The following is a 16,668-nucleotide window of genomic DNA, read 5'->3' as shown; positions in this document are numbered from 1 at the left end:
TGGGTCCAGACTGTGTGAAATTTTAGAAATTTACTGACCAAAAGGATTTGCCTGATGCGTTATCAGGCGCACGTTAATTTAAGTTATAGACAAGAATTTCAGTAATGAAAGGAATGTAGAAAAAAAATTCTCAATCGTCAGGAATGTCGTGATTGTCGCAATTGCGAACCGGATTAAGAGGGGGGATTATCAGGCATGCAGCAGAATGAGAGGCGCCTTACAGCACCTCTCATCGACCAGATTACATTGTGTTTAACGTACAGTTACGCCTTGTACATGGCTTCCAGCGCTTTTGGCATTGCGTCGACGTACATCTTCACATCTTCGATTTTACCGGTACTCACCCGCGACCAGGGCTTGTAAGTCCGGTACTGTCCGCGGATCAGCACATTTTCTGTTTCCATAGCAGCACGGAAGGCATTGGCATCGCCATTATCACCCAGATTCACAAAAACAAAGTTAGTCGCTGATGGCAGTGCCGTCAAACCATTCGCTTTAACTGCCGACATAATCATGTCTTTGGCTTCCATCACTTTATCCCGTGAGAAGTCTTTGAAGGCTTCATCTTTAAAGCTCGCAATCGCTGCTGCCAAGCCGGCCTGGTTGATGGAATAGCCGCCGAGACCATATTGATTGATAAAGCTGATATTTTCTTCTGAGCCAAGCATGTAACCCACACGCATGCCGGCCAGGCCATAAATTTTTGAGAAAGTACGCGCCACGATAATATTGTGGCCCTGATTGATCAGCGGGATCATTGAGTGTGCAGGGCCATCACTGATCAGTTCGTTATACGCTTCATCAACCAGCACCAGCGTTTTCTTCGAGGCTTTTATACAGAAATCCTGCAGCTTTTTCGTGTCGAGCACTTTGCCGGTCGGGTTATTCGGGTTGCAAATATGGACCATGGCAATGTTGTCATCGATAGCGTTGTACAGTGCATCGAGGTCAATATCCAGATCAGCTGTGTTGGGTACCCGCACAATATCCGGTCCGCCCTGGCTGATTGGGGCCTTAGATGTGGTGTCCCAGAAAAGATCCGGACCTAGTATTTTTCCCTTTGATGTGGCGGCATAAGCGGCGAAGGCCAGAATCAAACTGGAACCGGCGGTAATTGCCACATTTTCTTTTTTCAGGCCATACTCTTCTGCAATCATGTCAGTTAAGTACATGCCCGCCTGATAAGCATAATAGGCACCGCCGGTGGACGAGGCTTCTGCAATGGCTTTAAGAGCAGCAGGGCTCGGACCATAGGGGTTTTCATTTGCATTCAGCTTGGCGATGCCGGCCTGAGGGCCGTACATTACGTGAGGCGCCGCCACTGAAGAACCTGCTGCCAGCGCAGCAGGAGTAATAATACCGGTTGCGCCGGCTGCTGTAGCAGCCAGGCTGCCGCCTAAGAATAAACGTCGTGCAGGGTTGTAAGTCATAAATAAGTTCCTTTGAAAGTGAAAAGACTAAAGGGCTTTATAAAACATGCCGAGTGACACGATGATTAAGTAAATGCCAAACAGTCTTTTGAGCATTTTTTCACTGAAGTTATGCGCCATGTTGGCACCAATAGGGGCCGTCATAATCGAACCGATACTGATGGCAATAAGGGCGGGAATATTGACATATCCCACGGTACCCACCGGCAGGGCGGCAGTTTCAGAGTGGCGCATGAACAAAAAGCCCAACGCGCCTGGCAGGCCGATGAGAAAGCCGACACCTGCAGCAGTGGCAACTGCCTGCTGAATTGTGCGGCGGCACATGACCATGGTGATAACGGTGGGCGTTCCACCGCCAATACCCAGTAAGGCAGAAAAACCACCCAGCACAAATGCGAGGGTGGCTTTACCGATACCTTTGGGCATAGAGAAATACATTCCCGGACGCACGACAAAATCGGGGAACAGGAAGTAAATTGAGTAAAGCAGTACACCGGCTGCAAAGACAATTTTAAGTCCGCCTGCACTGGTGTTATCTGCAATGAGTAATCCGCCGATGACGCCAAGGACTATCCATACCGACCAGGATTTCAGTACGGCAAAGTCCACAGCACCTTTCGCTTTGTGGGCAATTACAGAACGCAGGCTGGAAACAACAATAGAGGCTAAAGACGTGCCGATAGCCACTTTCACGATTTCATCAGAATCGGGAACAAAGAAGGGAAAGACAATAGACAGGGCAGGCACGACAACAAAGCCGCCACCGTTGCCAAACAGGCCTGACGTTATGCCGGCAATGGCACCTGCAGCACATAACGTAACAACAAACCAGACCAACTCGATTTCCATAACTACAAAACTCCGCTAAACATTAATTTAAAGAGGGTATGTCCTCAGGGGGTATCTCAGCTGTAAGCAGCGAAAGTGAACTCCCCCGGCTCTTTCACAGCAAAGCCGACACGAGGTCGACTTGCCGTAAAACAGCTACCCGCCAGTACAGGTCAGAATGTGTATTCCAACTTGGTGTAGTAATAACCACCCTGCCAGTCGACGATAGAATCTGAACGGTACAGACGGCCATTCGACGCTTCGATTTCGTCATACTGTGGATAGGTATCAAACAGGTTACGAACACCCACCGTGATGCGCAGACTTTCTGTTGCAAGGTAAGAGCCTTCCAGGTCAAACAGCATTTCACTGTCGAAGTCCTGAATAGTCAGTACTTCAGTATTGGTGTTGTAATCAGAGTTTGAGTTTTCGCCATAGTAATTAAGGCGGGCGACAACCTGCCACGCGTCATAGTTATGTCTTGCTGACAAAATCGCGCGGGAATTCGGCGTGTTGTTCAGGAAGTCATAAATATTTTCAGGGTTAAACACCTCACTCGGGTCAGAATCAAACTCTACATCGTTGTAGTTGTATGAGGCTGAGAATGTGGTATCACCGTATTGCGAAGACAGGCGGTAAGTTGCTACCAGGTCAACACCCTGAGTGGTGGTGTCAAACGCATTCTGGAAGTAACGTACGCCACCGATGGATTCAGCGCCTGAAACACCGGCTGCCACCAGGGCCAGATAGTTGTCATACTCGTCTCCGGCAGTAGGATCTGTAGAAACTTCCAGCGTTGAAATCGCGTTGAAACGGTCCTCAATTTCGATGTGATAGAAGTCAGCAGTGAAAGTGAAGTCACCGTAATCCGCAGTTAAACCAAACGTAATGTTAGTGGAGGTTTCCGGATCCAGTGTGCTGGCACCCAGGGCCTGGGCAACGTCACTGCTGGCAGGGAATAAACCTACCGCAACAGGCTCAGAGTTGATAAACGTCGTCGCAACGTTTGTTGTTCCCTGCTGGCCCGGCGTCGGAGCCCGGAAGCCTGTACCGTAGGAGGCACGCAGAGCAATTTCATCCGTTGCCTGATAAATACCGGCTACTTTGTAAACTAACTCAGAACCAAAGTCTGAATAGTCTTCGTAACGCAGCGCTGCCTGAGCAAAAATACTGTCGGTGATATCACCGGAAATATCTACATAAGCTGCATAGGAATCACGGTTGTATTCGCCGGAGAACTCAGGAGAGTATCCCGGGAAACCGTTTGATCCTACAGCCATTACGGTATACACAGGGTCAGAGCTGTCTGCACAATCCAGGTCTGCAATAGCAGAACCGGCTTCAGTGGCTGTGCCGTCATCGTTACAGAATCCCCATGGATCTGCCTGAGAATAAGCGCCGGCAGTGTATGATGCTTCCTCTCCTTCCTGAATCTCATAAGATTCATCCAGGTAGCTCAGACCGAATGCAAAGGCGTAACCGTCAAAGTCATAAACAAAATCAGCTTGTAACTGCATTTCTTCGTTCACCAGATCGCCCGGTTCAAATGAAGTTTGTGATTCGTTACCTAATGACGGGTTGAATGTATTCCAGATGGAGTAAGAAATTTCGTTTGAACCGTAACGGGCAGAGAAATCATAGCTCAGATCGCCTGAGGCACCTTTCACGCCGCCTGCCAGTGAATAATCAGTAATATCACCGGCGAAGCGGGGAGTAAAGCCGCCCGGGAAGAACTCAAGTGCATTCCATGTTTCACCTGAAGGCAGGCGAATATCGGCATTCACACTGTTGGTTGGGTTACGGTAGTTGAACGCACCGTCACCGGAGCTTTCTGAGTAGTTACCGAACGCATAGAGTTCAGCTGCTTCAGAAAAAACATAGCCGGCATTGAAGAAGACCTTTGCTGATTCATAATTTGGCTGGCCCCAGGGCTGTACGACGTTCGCGCCCTGCGATTCCTGCCCCATGGCTTCTGCGGCTGCAAGGAAGTCATCTGTCAGATAAGCGTTATAAGATGCGTCGGGATCGTAGTTCGGGTTGGATTTATCCAGACAGAATGACGATACACAATATTGCTCGCCACGGCTGGTGGCTTCGTTATCGGTGTACTCTGCAGAAATACTCAGGAAACCATCATCTCCAAGGGCAAAGCCTTTGTTTCCTGTCAGCGTGAGCTGGTCGCCGTCACCTTCATAGTACTGGCCCCATTCTGCAGAAAAACTGCCACCTTCAGAATTGTTTTTCAGGTTGAAGTTCATTACCCCTGCAATCGCATCTGAACCGTACTGTGCAGCAGCACCGTCGCGAAGCACTTCAACCGAACCGATTGCGGCTGTAGGAATTGTTGCAAGGTCTGGTCCCTGGGTACCTGAGCCGCTGGTTTGCACCAGAGCTGCACGATGGCGGCGCTTAGAGTTAACCAGTACCAGCGTCTTATCCGTTGGCAGTCCGCGAAGAGAAGCCGGACGGATAAACGTACCACCATCTGAAATAGGTTCACGTGAAACGGTATAAGAAGGGACAAGGGTGCGGACAACATCGTTCATATCGGTAAAAGAAACCGCTTCCAGATCTTCCTCATTGAATACATCAACGGGAACCGGAGAGCTGGTTACTGAACGGGGGGCACCACGGGCACCGACAACCGCTATACGTTCCAGAGACGGATCGGATTCAGCATCGGGGGTATCAGTTTCTTGTGCGTAAACAGAAGGAGAAAGAGCGAAAGCCAGAGTCACGCCGGTTAATCCGGCATAGATTGACGCACTGAGCCTTTTTATTTTCATTAATGTGTGTTCCCAAAATTTGCCTGATGGCTTTTTTTCTTTGGATACAGGCCAGGGAGAAATCTCGACACTGCACCCAACAATAACTCACAGCCGCCCCTGGCGGTCAGAATATTTGATACAACGTTGTATCGGTGGCGTGCTGTGTGTAATCGAGACTAAAAAAACAGACCTGTATCGCGGAAGAAAAAAGAATATGTAGGGCTATAGGAAAAATATGGAGGGGGTGACAAAAAGTATAAAAATCATGGAGTAATGACTAAATCAGGCAGAAATTTTTTTTAATTTCAGCGTCCTGTAAACGAATTTTTAACAACTAATCGCCGGCGGGTATTTATACGCCTTATCTTAATTTATTGAAAATAAAGTGTTTTTTAAGTTTTATGTGGCCGTCACAATAAATTAATAATTGCCATAAAGAAGTTTTAAGTCATTGTTTATTTGTAGTTTGTTGTGTAGAGGCTTATTTTGATTGTTTAGTTTTTCTTATCGCATTGTTAAGGCTGGTTGCAGGTGGATAACTAAAGCTAAAATTTACACCCTGCGTTCGCACAAATACGGCTATGCGGTTACCTGTCAGGAACACGCTCTGTTCATATGAAGTTAGTTGCCGGTTGAAATACCGTCAAATTATTCTTCTATCTGAGAGTAAATACACATCAGTGGCTTCTTATTCGGGAGTAACAGAAGCGGAGACTGCCTTCGCCTGCGGAGAATTTAACTGCACGGACGCGGATATAAGCGCAGGCACAAATCGTGTGCTTGGAGGGAAAAAGAAAGGCCGGCAAGAAAGCCGGCCCTGATTGCTGTTTAAAGAGGTTGTGTGTTCTTAGAAGGTATAGTTTAACTTGGTGTAGTAATAGCCACCCTGCCAGTCAACAATAGAGTCTGAGCGGTAAATACGACCACAGCAGGTTTCACCCATTTCGTCAGTACCAGCGTCCGGATACTCGTCAAAGAGGTTACGGGCACCGGCACTGAGAGACAGACTTTCACTGATGTGATAAGTCAGCTCAAGGTCGAACAGGATTTCTGTACCAAAGGTTTGAATCACATCCAGAGAACTGCTCGCGGCATTTTCATATTCGCCGTAGTAGTTCATACGGGCAACAATCATCCAGTCTTCAATGCTGTGTTTAACTGAGGCAGTACCACGGAAATCCGGCGTACCGTTTTCCAGGTCAAACTCATCTTCTTCGTTGTAGAAGTTTTCAGGATCGTTATCCAGTGTGGTTTTGTTGTAGTTAAATGATGCAGTGAAGGTGGTGTCACCCATATCTGACTGCATATTATATGTTGCTACTACATCTACACCTTCGGTTGTGGTGTCGAAAGCGTTCTGGAAGTAGAACACACCACCGATTGATTCCGCACCGGAAACACCGGCATTCGCCAGGCTCAGGTAACGCTGATAATCTTCCGGGTCTTCTGCATCAGGATCAGAACTGACATCCAGCGTTGAGATGGCATTCAGACGATCTTCAAGCTCGATATTGTAGTAATCCACAGTAAGGGTGAAGTCGCCGTAATCCGCCGTCATACCAAAGGTAATGTTGGTGGATTTTTCCGGTGCAAGTGCACTGGCTCCAAGCGCCTGAGCAACTGCGCTGCTGGCAGGGAACAGACCGGTAGCAACCGGGAAGCCGTTAGGCAGCCGGGTGGATACGTTTGTTGTACCTTGCTGTCCCGGAGTCGGAGCACGGAAACCCGTACCGTATGAAGAACGCAGTGCGATTTCATCGGTAAGCTGGTAAATACCGGCCACTTTATAAACGAGTTCAGAACCGAAGTCAGAGTAGTCTTCGTAACGTAATGCTGCCTGAGCAAACAGTTTGTCTGTTACGTCACCGGAAATGTCGGTGTAAACAGCGTAAGAGTCACGGTTATATTCACCGGAGAATTCGGGAGAGTATCCCGGGAAGCCGTTGGAACCTACGCCAACTACAGTGTAAACCGGGTCGGATTCGTCTGCACAGTCCAGGTCTGCAATGGCTGAGCCTGCCGCCGTCGCTGTGCCGTCATCGTTACAGAAACCCCATGGATCCGCTGAGGCATATGGACCTGCAGTATAGGAATCTTCTTCACCGCCGGAGATATCATAAGACTCGTCCATGTAGCTCAGACCGAAAGCGAAAATATATTCGTCCAGATCATAGGTGAAATCAGCCTGAAGTTGCTTCTCTTCGTTGGTCAGTGAGCCCGGCTTGAATGAAGTCGGGGACTCGTTACCCATCGACGGATTGATGGTGTTGCTCAGGGTGTAATCAATTTCACTGGAACCAAAGCGGCCACTGATGTCATACGTCCACTTACCACTCATCCCTTTCACTCCGGCTGCCAGTGAGTAGTCGGTAACTTCACCTGCGAAGCGCGGCGTAAAACCACCGGGGAAGAATTCCAGCGGGCTCCAGACTGAACCATCCTGCAGACGGATGTCCTCAATGGTGCCGTTGCCCGGATAACGATAGAAGAAGGAACCATCGCCCTCGGTCTCTGAATAGTTACCGAATGCGTATAATTCTACTTCGTCAGAAATCGTATAACCTGAGTTAAAAAATACACGGGTGCCTTTAGAGTTTGGCTGGCCCCAGGGTTGTACTTCATCTGAACCGTGAACGGCATTAGCACTTGCAATCGCAGCAGCGATATATTCTTCAGACTGGTCGGTCACACAGAACCAGCTTTCACAGTACTGTTCGCCACGATAGGTCGCTTCTGAGTCAGTAATTTCAGCAGAAATACTTAAGAATCCGTCTTCACCTAACGCAAAACCTTTGTTACCGCTGATCACCATCTGATCGCCGTCACCTTCGTAATACTGGCCCAGCTCGGCTGACAGTGAGCCACCTTCACTGTTATTTTTTAACTGGAAGTTAATGACCCCTGCGATGGCGTCTGAGCCATACTGTGCGGCCGCACCGTCGCGCAGTACTTCAACAGAACCGATAGCCGCAGTCGGGATGGTTGCGAGATCAGGCCCTTGCGTACCTGAGCCACCGATTTGCACCAGCGGAGAGCGGTGACGGCGTTTGGAGTTAACTAAAACCAGTGTTTTGTCAGTGGGCAGACCACGCATCTGTGCAGGGCGCACAAACGTACCGCCATCAGAAATTGGCTGGCGTGACAGGGTGTAAGACGGCACCAGGGTCATCATTACATCGTTCATATCTGAGAATGCTACACCTTCCATGTCTTCAGCTGTCAATACATCAACAGGCACGGGAGAGCTGGTCACTGAACGCGGCGCACCCCGCGCACCAACAACAGCAATCCGTTCCAGGGATGGATCCGATTCGGCATCAGGAGTGTCAGTTTCCTGTGCATATACAGAAGGAGTCAGCGCTAATGCCATGGTCATGCCGGTTAATCCGGCATAAATAGACGCACTTAATTTTTTTATTTTCATGAGTGTGTGTTCCCGGTTTGTTGCCTGATTGCTCTTTTTGCGGGCGCAGCTCATGGAGGATCCGGAGGCCGCGCCCAACTATGGCTCACAGCGGCACCAGTAAGATGCACAAGCTTTGAACAGCGATGCTGCGTAGCTGTAAACTGTGTTCGTAAAGACTAAAAAATGAGAGCGGCGTCGCGGAAGAAAAAAGAATATGGAAGGGTATAAAAAATATGTTGAGGGCAATCGGGGAGCACCGGAAATCGCGGGCCGGGCAGGGATATCAGGCCAGAAATGTTTTTTTTCATCCAGGGGATGCTTACTTTTTGTTAACAATTGATATCTGTAAATGTTCGCTGCAATGGCATATAAGTTGCTGTACTGGAATACAAAAAAGAATACCGTTCAGGTATTAACAAGAAATTAAAACGACAAGGCGCGTGCGGGCACCGGCAGAAAAACTTTGATGGAGGCGTCAGGAGACATGTCATGAATTCAAAACAGTTACAGTACTTCCTCACCACGTTGAGAAAAGGAAGTATTGCCGCAGCCGCAAGAGAGTTAGATATTGCACAACCGGCAATCAGCCAGCAGCTGGCCAATCTTGAAAGAGAAATGGGCACACCGCTGTTTCAAAGGAGTTTCAAAGGGGTTTCTTTAACCGAAGCCGGAGAGGTTTTTGCGAAGCATGCAAGACGGCTGATTGACGATATCAATGCGGCTAAAGCCGATTTACAGCACCTCGTTGCGGAACGGTCAGGTACTGTGAAAGTTGGCATGTTGCCGTCTATCGGTAACGTGCTGTCCATGTCGTTATTGTCGGAAGTAAAAAAATCGGCCAGCAAGCTGAAACTGGATATCAGCACCGGCCCGTCGTATTCAGTCCGGGGCTGGCTGGAGACCAATCAGATTGATATCGCCATTACCTATGAGCAGGATGTTGATGCTGTTTCAATGGTTTGCGAGCCGCTGATCGAGGAGTACATGTATCTGGTGCTCGGCGTGAACGACCAGTCAGAGCTGTATCAGAAATATCAGGATCGTAACACGATCAAATTCTGGGAACTCAGCCAGTTTGAGTTACTTACACCCGGAAGCCGGGATGCGCTGGGGATGCTCATCGCCCATTACGAAAAAGTGACTGGTGTTGCGTTGAGGCACAACACGGCGTATTCGGGCCAGCTGATGACAGGGCTCAGGCAATTGCTGCAGGGCGAGGGGGCGATGATTTTACCATCGTCTGCCATTTTCCATCTTGAAGAAAGTGGCCTGGTGAAAGCCCTGAAAATTGAGCAGCCGGAAATGCGCCGTCAGGTATTAATGGCCACTAACCGAAGCGGATCACTCACAGATGCAAGCATAAAAATGCGGGATGTTATCCGCAGGGTGACTGCCTGTGAGCAGGAGTTAAATCACTGGCGTGGCGATCTCAAATATCGTCAGCCAAGCATCGCCTGTGCCTGAAACGGTTCCTGTAAATCACTGACATCCTGTTCGGGGAGGCGAATGTCTACCTGAACGGGCAGGTGGTCAGAGAGAATTCTCGTGCGGGCATTTTTCAGACGGCGGATCCGGCGTAGTTTAATGTCCGGTGAAGTCCAGATCCGGTCCAGGGAAAATAGCGGAAACTGACTGGGGAACGTGGCCCCCGCTTTGTGCTGGTTCAGCACGCTGTCCAGAGCACGGAATGCGCGGGTAAAAAACTGCCATTCATTGAAATCTCCGCCGAGCACAATAGGCGTCTTATTCTCTTTCATTCTGCCGGCAATGTATTCATGAAGCTTTGCGAATTGTGAACGACGTTCACTTTTCTTCAATCCCTTGTGAGTATTGATTACTGTCAGTGGTCCTGACGGCGTGAGTAAATCTACAGCCTGAATATTTCTCGGCTGAAAACCATCCTGACTCACATCAAGGATTTCATTTTTCAGCACGGGAAAGCGGGTCAGTACTGCATTCCCGTACCAGCCCCCGCCGGCTTCTGTAATAGCCGGTGAAGGTACCAGTTGAAACACCTGACTGGCGCAAATATCTCTGATGTCCGTTTCAATATCTCTGTGTTCAGGCCGCGTATCCATTTCCTGCAACAACACAATATCTGCACCCAGTTCGGCAAGATAACTGCCAATGCGGCGATAATCATGCTTATTGTCGCGACCAATACCGCTATGGATATTATAACTGACTATGCGACACATTCTTCACCCTTTGTTTTTTCTACCTGTTTGCTTTCCTGGTATCGCTTGGCAATTTTCTGTGAGCCCCAAATCATCAGGCCCCACAATACGATGCCGCCTACCAGATAGGAAATCGTCTCCGGTGACGGATTGCGGAAAATCTGAGTAATAGAATCGCCTACCAGACCTTTCGCTATCATCGGCGGGAACATGCCCAGGAATGTTCCAATCAAAAATTGCATCAGACCAATTGATGAAATGCCGGCAACCAGATTAACCAGACTGAATGGTGCGATGGGCAACATCCGGATAGCGGCGACACCAACAATACCACTGGTTTTCAGCTTCTCATCAACAGCAGCAACTTTCGGCCCGCCAACTTTACGCAATCCCGCGTTACCTGCCAGCTTACCTACACCGAACATGCTCGCGGAACTCAGCAGGGCGCCCATAATGCCGTACAATGGTCCCCAAACCGGTCCAAAGATGGCAGAGACCGCCAGTGACATTACGGTGACCGGAAAGAAGAAGAAGCCGCCAACCACATAGACAAGTAAAACCGTCGGAAGTGCGAAATAGGTGCCCCGGCTTTCCTCCAGGAAGGCATTGATATTGTCTGTCGATAACCACGGAATAAAGTGACTGGCGAGCAGCAGCGTGGCCGCCAGGGCTGCAATCACCAGAACGCCGATACCAACCATGATCGTGCGGCGGCGGGGATTGCGTACCGGTGTTGCTTCACCGTTTAATCCCGGAATTGGCGGGATCAGCGGCTCTTCCGGATCAGATAAGGATGAAAAGAAATTTTTACCTGATTCCTGACTGGTAAATATTTCGTCACGCACCTGGGTAAGCACATAGCCATGAGCCAGCTGGCCTTCCATTAGTGCCCGTGCCGGATTAGGTTCCTGCATGATTGCGGTAACTTGTTCAACGGTTCGGCCGGTGTGCTCTGCCAGTAAATCGTCACGGATACGGGCTATCTGGCGGCGGTTTGCATCATTATTACCAAACAGAACAAGGTCGATTTCAGTATCCAGACTCATTGAACGGTTACTGATATTCGACGAACCGATAACGGCGTAGCGGTCATCGATGGTCATCACTTTAGAATGGATACGCTTAGTCGCATGTTGTCCGTGCTCGTCGGTAATGGACGAATACGACATAATGATGCGTTCAGGCTCGATGTCTTTTTCAAGAATTTTCTTAAATTCAATACGACCTGCCCAAAATGCCTCACACTCGAATTTACCTTTTGGTTCATAGGAGCTGACAATAATGACATGCAGTTCAGGCTTTTCTTTCAGACGGCGGTTCAGCGCTTCTGCGATTTCCTGACGGGAAGTGAATTGGTTTTCAATATAGATTACCCGTTCTGCTTCATTGATGAGGTCAAGCAACATGTGACGGACTTCCTGTACAGGCTCAACTTCGTCCATGAACGGAATAGTGCGGGCAAGGGCGCAATCGACCTTCTCAAACCAGGGCTCAAAGCCGTCCGGCCATGAAGCGGGAACAGGACTGTCCAGGTCTGTTTCAGCTTCTTCACGGATGGCGATAGGCTTTTCTTCGGCTACGCGCAACCAGCGCCAGCGCACCAGTTCGGCGAACCTTTCTACCACAGGGCCGGCAGAGACAATCTGGACGTCATGTAGTGGCGTGTAAGGTCCGTCAGGACCGTTGCGTTCTTCACTTTCAATGGGGTGGTCACGGGTATCCCAGCGGTTGGTCGAAATATCCATACCGCCCGAAAATACCAGTTCATCGTCGATAACAATAATCTTCTGATGCTGACTGCCTCCCATGGGAATCGTGTCATCGAGTTCCGTGAGTACGTTGTCAGGTGTTTTCTCATCCCATACTTCTTTCGCCCACATTTCCCGTTGAGCAAAAAAGGCCAGAGAAGAATCCCAGCGCAGGAGGTAAATTTTCATGTCAGGGTTTTGCTCAGCTTTCCACGCCAGCAAATCACTGACCACTGAGGGGGCTTCGGAGTTCGCCTCGTCTTCACCGCGCAACAGCCTGATCCGGCTGTCGATATCCCATCCGACGATAAATATACTGTGCTTCGCTTTCAGGATCGCCGAATGCAAAGCTTTGTAGTAATTACCACAATCAATAAGTGGAGTGGCGAAGCTGGCGTGACTGGTCGCCCAGCAATTTTCTCCCTGTTTGAAAATAGATTGTTCTGCTGACATCGTTCCTCCTCATGCCAACCCGGAATGAGCATATTAAGTGACAAATGCATTATGAAATGCAGAAACTATTCCATACGACCTGATACCCGTCTTATATGGTTATCTTGCTGTTTTAAATTGGAAAATTTGTCAGATGTTAAAGTGAGGGGGTGAGCCTGCTTCCTGCCTTCAGGTAAGTTTGTCCGCCGGTTTGTAGAATTTTCCTGAAGTTAGTACACAGGAGTGACCGGCCGGTTGTCAGAATCAAAAAAGCCTCCGGAATGCCGGAGGCTTTGAGTGACATTTACAAATCAGAAGCGGTATTCAACACCTACACTGGCTTGTTTTAAATCGGTATTAAAGTCCACATCGCCGGGATCATCGGCCAGGTCATTGGCATCCAGATCCGCATCGTAAACTGTGTATTCTGCATTCACGAGGAAGTTCTCAGTGATATTGTACGCAACGCCGGCACCGATGAATAAACTCTCGTCGTCGTAGCTGCCGGATACACCATTCACTGAATAATCAGTATCCCACCATAGTTGTCCGGCTTTGGCATAAACAGAGAACTGATTAGTAATTGGTAAGATACCTTTTACACCCGCTGTCCAGCCATCAGTATCGGCCCGTGACAGGTTATGGCCGTAATCACCGAAGTCGATAACCGATCCCTCTACGGCCAGATAGCGGTTAAAACGATAACCGACCAGACCCTGAATGACGTCATTATCATCATCAAAATCGTCCTGCCCGTCTACTTTCAGATATCCGTAGTTACCACCTACGTAGAAACCCGGTTGATCCTGCCAGGGCGTGTCCAGAGATTGTGCGGAAGCACTGAAAGCTGATAAAGAAGTGAGCGCTGCAATACCCGCGAATGCTGTGATTGATTTTTTCATCAGAAAATTCCTCTTACTTTGTTTAGCGTATGGGCTGCACCTGTAAACCGGTAAAAGAGACCGGTAAGGTGAGTACACCTGAAGAGAGTGCCGCCCGCTGATTAAACAGTTTCAAAGAGCATGCCATACACGTTTGTATGTAAACTGACCAATAAACGGGGTGAAGAGGAGAAATCCGGTGAAATATTGGCCGTTTCAACGGGTGCTCATGAAACCTGTTCAAAACTCTTTGTAAGGAATACAGTCCCGTTCTGCGGTTACTTCATCATGCAACACAAGCATGTGCTCTTTCTCCGGGGTATAAATAACGGACAACAATGACAATCAGTAAAAAATGATCAGAAAGAGGGAGCGTCGATGTCAGGCAGATTAGTAAAAACAGTTCTGGGGGCAGGATTATTGTCACTGTGTTTTCCGTTGGCGGCAGCGCAGTACGATATTCTGATCCGCGGGGGAGAGGTCATAGACGGTACCGGCAAACCGGCAGTGTCTGCTGATGTTGGTATTAAAGACGGCATCATAATCGCTATGGGGCAGCTGTCAGCCAGTGATGCTGCACAAGTGATACAAGCGGACGGACTGGTGGTCAGCCCGGGGTTTATCGATCTGCATTCTCATGCCGAGCGCTCTGCGGCTACTCAACCAGGTTTGGAAAATCTGGTTCAGCAAGGGATCACTACGATTCTTGGCGGTAATTGCGGATTTTCACCGGTTCACACCGGCGAGTTTCTCGGAGAGGCTGCCACGACACCTCTTGGTCCAAATCTGGCGTTGCTGGTGGGTCACAATGATGTGCGCCGTGAAGTAATGGGAGAAGCTGGCAGACTAGCCACAGCAGATGAAGTTAAGGCCATGCAGGCGCTTGTGGCCAAAGCGATGGAAGAGGGAGCATTCGGTTTGTCGACCGGCTTAAAGTATGTGCCGGGTGTCTACTCTGATTACGCTGAAGTAAAGGCTCTGGCCGGAACCGCACACCAGTACGGTGGTATTTTTACTTCGCACATGCGGGATGAAGGGGCGCTCATCACTGAAGCGCTGGAAGAAGTTATTGCGATTTCTGAAGATACCGGCATCCCCGTGCATGTGAGTCATCATAAGCTGGTGGGACTGCCAAACTGGGGCCACAGCGAAACAACGCTGGGTATGATTACCGCGGCCCGTGAAAAGGGGATGGACGTGACACTGGACCAGTATCCCTATACCGCTTCATCAACCCGCTTCAGTATTTTGTTTCCGCCCTGGTCGCTGGCCGGTGGTCACAGAGAAGTGTTAAAACGTCTCAGTGACCCGGCAACACGGGCAAAAGTGAAAGCCGGCATTGAAAAGAACATTCGTGAAGACCGCGGTGGTGGCGATCCGGAAAGGCTGCAGATAGCCCATTTTGCTGCAAATCCGCAATGGGACGGGTTGACGTTTGGTCAGGTACTGGCTCAGCAGGGCAGAGCGCAGACGTTGGCAAATGCAGCGGAACTGGCTATGGAAATTGAAGAGCAGGGAGGCGCGCAAGGCATTTTCCATGCTATTGACGAGAAGGATGTGGCACAAATCATGGCATATCCGTTTACCTCAGTAGCCACAGACACAGCCGGTGCAATACCCGGTGAAGGGAATCCTCATCCCCGCAGTTACGGCTCCTATCCCCGGGTATTGGGTCGTTACGTCAGAGAGAAGGGAACTCTGACGTTGCCTGAGGCAATTCATAAAATGACTGCACTACCGGCACAACGCATGGATCTGACCGACCGCGGTACGCTGGCAGTACAGTACCGTGCTGATATTGTGATTTTTGATCCGCAGACAGTGATTGATAATGCAACATTTACCGCACCGCATCAGTACCCCACCGGCATAGAATATATCCTGGTGAACGGGGTTGTTGTGAAAACGCCGCAAGGCATGACCGGGCAGCATGCCGGTGAGATCCTGACTCACCGGGCGGGAAAAGTATGAGGGCCTTTCTCTTCCAATGTTTGTCGCAAAGATTATCGCTGCAGCGCCGCAAGGCCGGTTTATCCGGTATGATACTGATTGTTTTGATTAACAGCGGAGTTGCGGTGTCAGCAGAGCAGGTTCAGATAACCGGATTAACACTTTATCCTGAAGGGATCCCGGGGGAAATAGCCCACACACCCACAGAGTTTCAGGGACGGGAGGTGATAAACGACCGCTCAGTTGTCGCAGTGGATTCTCCTGAGCTGACCATGGTTGCGCCTCCTGAGGATGAGCGCAACGGTACCGCTGTTATCATTTTGCCCGGTGGCGGTTATGAAAGGCTGGCCATCGATAAAGAAGGCTTTAATGTCGCCCGCCGTTTCGCCGGGGCAGGTGTTACCGCATTTGTGCTGAAATACCGTATGCCACTGAAAGACATTATGGATAACCCTTCCTATGGTCCTCTTCAGGATGCGCAGCAGGCCATCAGTCTGGTGCGTCAGCATGCAAAAGAGTGGAGAATCGACTCACACAGGGTGGGCGTAATGGGATTCTCCGCCGGAGGACATCTGGCTGCCACACTGGCAACTCAGTTCAAACAGCCGGTGAATAAAGCGCATACGAAAAAAATGCTTCGTCCGGATTTCCAGGTGCTTATCTATCCGGTGATCTCAATGAAAGAAGACGTAACGCATCAGGGATCACGGCTGAATTTACTGGGCGAATCGCCGGACAACAGATTAATTTCAACTTTCTCCGCACAAGACAATGTCACCACCAATACACCGCAAGCTTTCATTGTTCATGCTAATGATGATAAAGCCGTGCCTGTAGGGAATGCGTTGCAATTTCATACCGGGCTTGTGGAAAAGCGGGTGCCTGTACAGATGTTACTGCTGCCTGATGGCGGGCACGGATTCGGGATGAATCATCCCACTGACTGGTTCAGTAATATGCTGGAATGGATGGAAAACTACGGGGTTATACCTGCCCGGGTGATAAATCAGTGAGCATGATATGGCGCAGGTACTTACCTGCGCCATGG

At 49.5% G+C, this 16,668-nt stretch carries 10 protein-coding genes; 3 read left to right on the top strand and 7 right to left on the bottom strand.

What is annotated here, in order from left to right; genetic code table 11:
* Positions 1-263: 263 nt before the first annotated feature.
* From ACXAH4_RS13680 to ACXAH4_RS13665, 4 genes are all read right to left on the bottom strand, one after another.
* Positions 264-1,430, bottom strand: a complete 1,167-nt coding sequence (locus ACXAH4_RS13680) for a pyridoxal phosphate-dependent aminotransferase (protein ID WP_474843428.1) — start codon at positions 1,428-1,430, stop codon at positions 264-266.
* Positions 1,431-1,457: 27 nt separating this feature from the next.
* Positions 1,458-2,279 (bottom strand): sulfite exporter TauE/SafE family protein, encoded by an 822-nt coding sequence (locus tag ACXAH4_RS13675; protein WP_119502482.1) that lies wholly within the window; start codon positions 2,277-2,279, stop codon positions 1,458-1,460.
* A gap of 152 nt (positions 2,280-2,431) precedes the next feature.
* Complete coding sequence (locus tag ACXAH4_RS13670; protein WP_474843426.1) at positions 2,432-5,044, bottom strand: TonB-dependent receptor plug domain-containing protein; 2,613 nt, start codon at positions 5,042-5,044, stop codon at positions 2,432-2,434.
* Between the two features lie 829 nt (positions 5,045-5,873).
* Positions 5,874-8,450: a TonB-dependent receptor plug domain-containing protein gene (locus ACXAH4_RS13665; RefSeq protein WP_474843424.1), complete on the bottom strand. Its 2,577-nt coding sequence runs from the start codon at positions 8,448-8,450 to the stop codon at positions 5,874-5,876.
* Between the two features lie 471 nt (positions 8,451-8,921).
* Between ACXAH4_RS13665 and ACXAH4_RS13660 the strand changes: the two genes are divergently transcribed.
* On the top strand, positions 8,922-9,896 hold the full coding sequence (locus ACXAH4_RS13660) for a LysR family transcriptional regulator (RefSeq protein ID WP_474843423.1): 975 nt from the start codon (positions 8,922-8,924) through the stop codon (positions 9,894-9,896).
* Here ACXAH4_RS13660 and ACXAH4_RS13655 read toward each other — a convergent pair.
* From ACXAH4_RS13655 to ACXAH4_RS13645, 3 genes are all read right to left on the bottom strand, one after another.
* Positions 9,872-10,630: an endonuclease/exonuclease/phosphatase family protein gene (locus tag ACXAH4_RS13655; RefSeq protein ID WP_474843421.1), complete on the bottom strand. Its 759-nt coding sequence runs from the start codon at positions 10,628-10,630 to the stop codon at positions 9,872-9,874. The genes ACXAH4_RS13660 and ACXAH4_RS13655 overlap by 25 nt on opposite strands.
* The gene (locus tag ACXAH4_RS13650; protein ID WP_474843420.1) at positions 10,618-12,810 is read right to left on the bottom strand and encodes a VTT domain-containing protein; all 2,193 of its coding nucleotides are present in this window, start codon (positions 12,808-12,810) and stop codon (positions 10,618-10,620) included. The genes ACXAH4_RS13655 and ACXAH4_RS13650 overlap by 13 nt, the downstream gene beginning before the upstream one ends.
* 290 nt (positions 12,811-13,100) lie before the next feature.
* Entirely contained in the window at positions 13,101-13,691 is a 591-nt protein-coding gene (locus ACXAH4_RS13645; protein ID WP_474843418.1) for a porin family protein, read from the bottom strand.
* Between the two features lie 357 nt (positions 13,692-14,048).
* On the opposite strand from ACXAH4_RS13645, the gene ACXAH4_RS13640 reads away from it, so the two are divergent.
* Together ACXAH4_RS13640 and ACXAH4_RS13635 are read left to right on the top strand one after the other, a co-directional pair.
* A complete protein-coding gene (locus ACXAH4_RS13640; RefSeq protein ID WP_474843416.1) occupies positions 14,049-15,641 on the top strand; it encodes an N-acyl-D-amino-acid deacylase family protein in 1,593 nt (530 codons plus the stop codon).
* A gap of 68 nt (positions 15,642-15,709) precedes the next feature.
* Positions 15,710-16,633, top strand: coding sequence for an alpha/beta hydrolase (locus tag ACXAH4_RS13635; RefSeq protein ID WP_474882264.1), 924 nt, complete (start codon positions 15,710-15,712; stop codon positions 16,631-16,633).
* Positions 16,634-16,668 lie beyond the last annotated feature (35 nt).

The sequence above is a fragment of the Alteromonas sp. ABV2_168 genome, assembly GCF_056161165.1.
Note: the sequence above shows the minus strand (reverse complement) of the source record. Positions and strands in the feature narration are given on the sequence as shown.

Coding starts and splice junctions, on each gene's coding strand:
- ACXAH4_RS13680 (WP_474843428.1), bottom strand. CDS start 1,430: ATGACTTACAACCCTGCACGACGTTTATTCTTAGGCGGCAGCCTGGCT.
- ACXAH4_RS13675 (WP_119502482.1), bottom strand. CDS start 2,279: ATGGAAATCGAGTTGGTCTGGTTTGTTGTTACGTTATGTGCTGCAGGT.
- ACXAH4_RS13670 (WP_474843426.1), bottom strand. CDS start 5,044: ATGAAAATAAAAAGGCTCAGTGCGTCAATCTATGCCGGATTAACCGGC.
- ACXAH4_RS13665 (WP_474843424.1), bottom strand. CDS start 8,450: ATGAAAATAAAAAAATTAAGTGCGTCTATTTATGCCGGATTAACCGGC.
- ACXAH4_RS13660 (WP_474843423.1), top strand. CDS start 8,922: ATGAATTCAAAACAGTTACAGTACTTCCTCACCACGTTGAGAAAAGGA.
- ACXAH4_RS13655 (WP_474843421.1), bottom strand. CDS start 10,630: ATGTGTCGCATAGTCAGTTATAATATCCATAGCGGTATTGGTCGCGAC.
- ACXAH4_RS13650 (WP_474843420.1), bottom strand. CDS start 12,810: ATGTCAGCAGAACAATCTATTTTCAAACAGGGAGAAAATTGCTGGGCG.
- ACXAH4_RS13645 (WP_474843418.1), bottom strand. CDS start 13,691: ATGAAAAAATCAATCACAGCATTCGCGGGTATTGCAGCGCTCACTTCT.
- ACXAH4_RS13640 (WP_474843416.1), top strand. CDS start 14,049: ATGTCAGGCAGATTAGTAAAAACAGTTCTGGGGGCAGGATTATTGTCA.
- ACXAH4_RS13635 (WP_474882264.1), top strand. CDS start 15,710: ATGATACTGATTGTTTTGATTAACAGCGGAGTTGCGGTGTCAGCAGAG.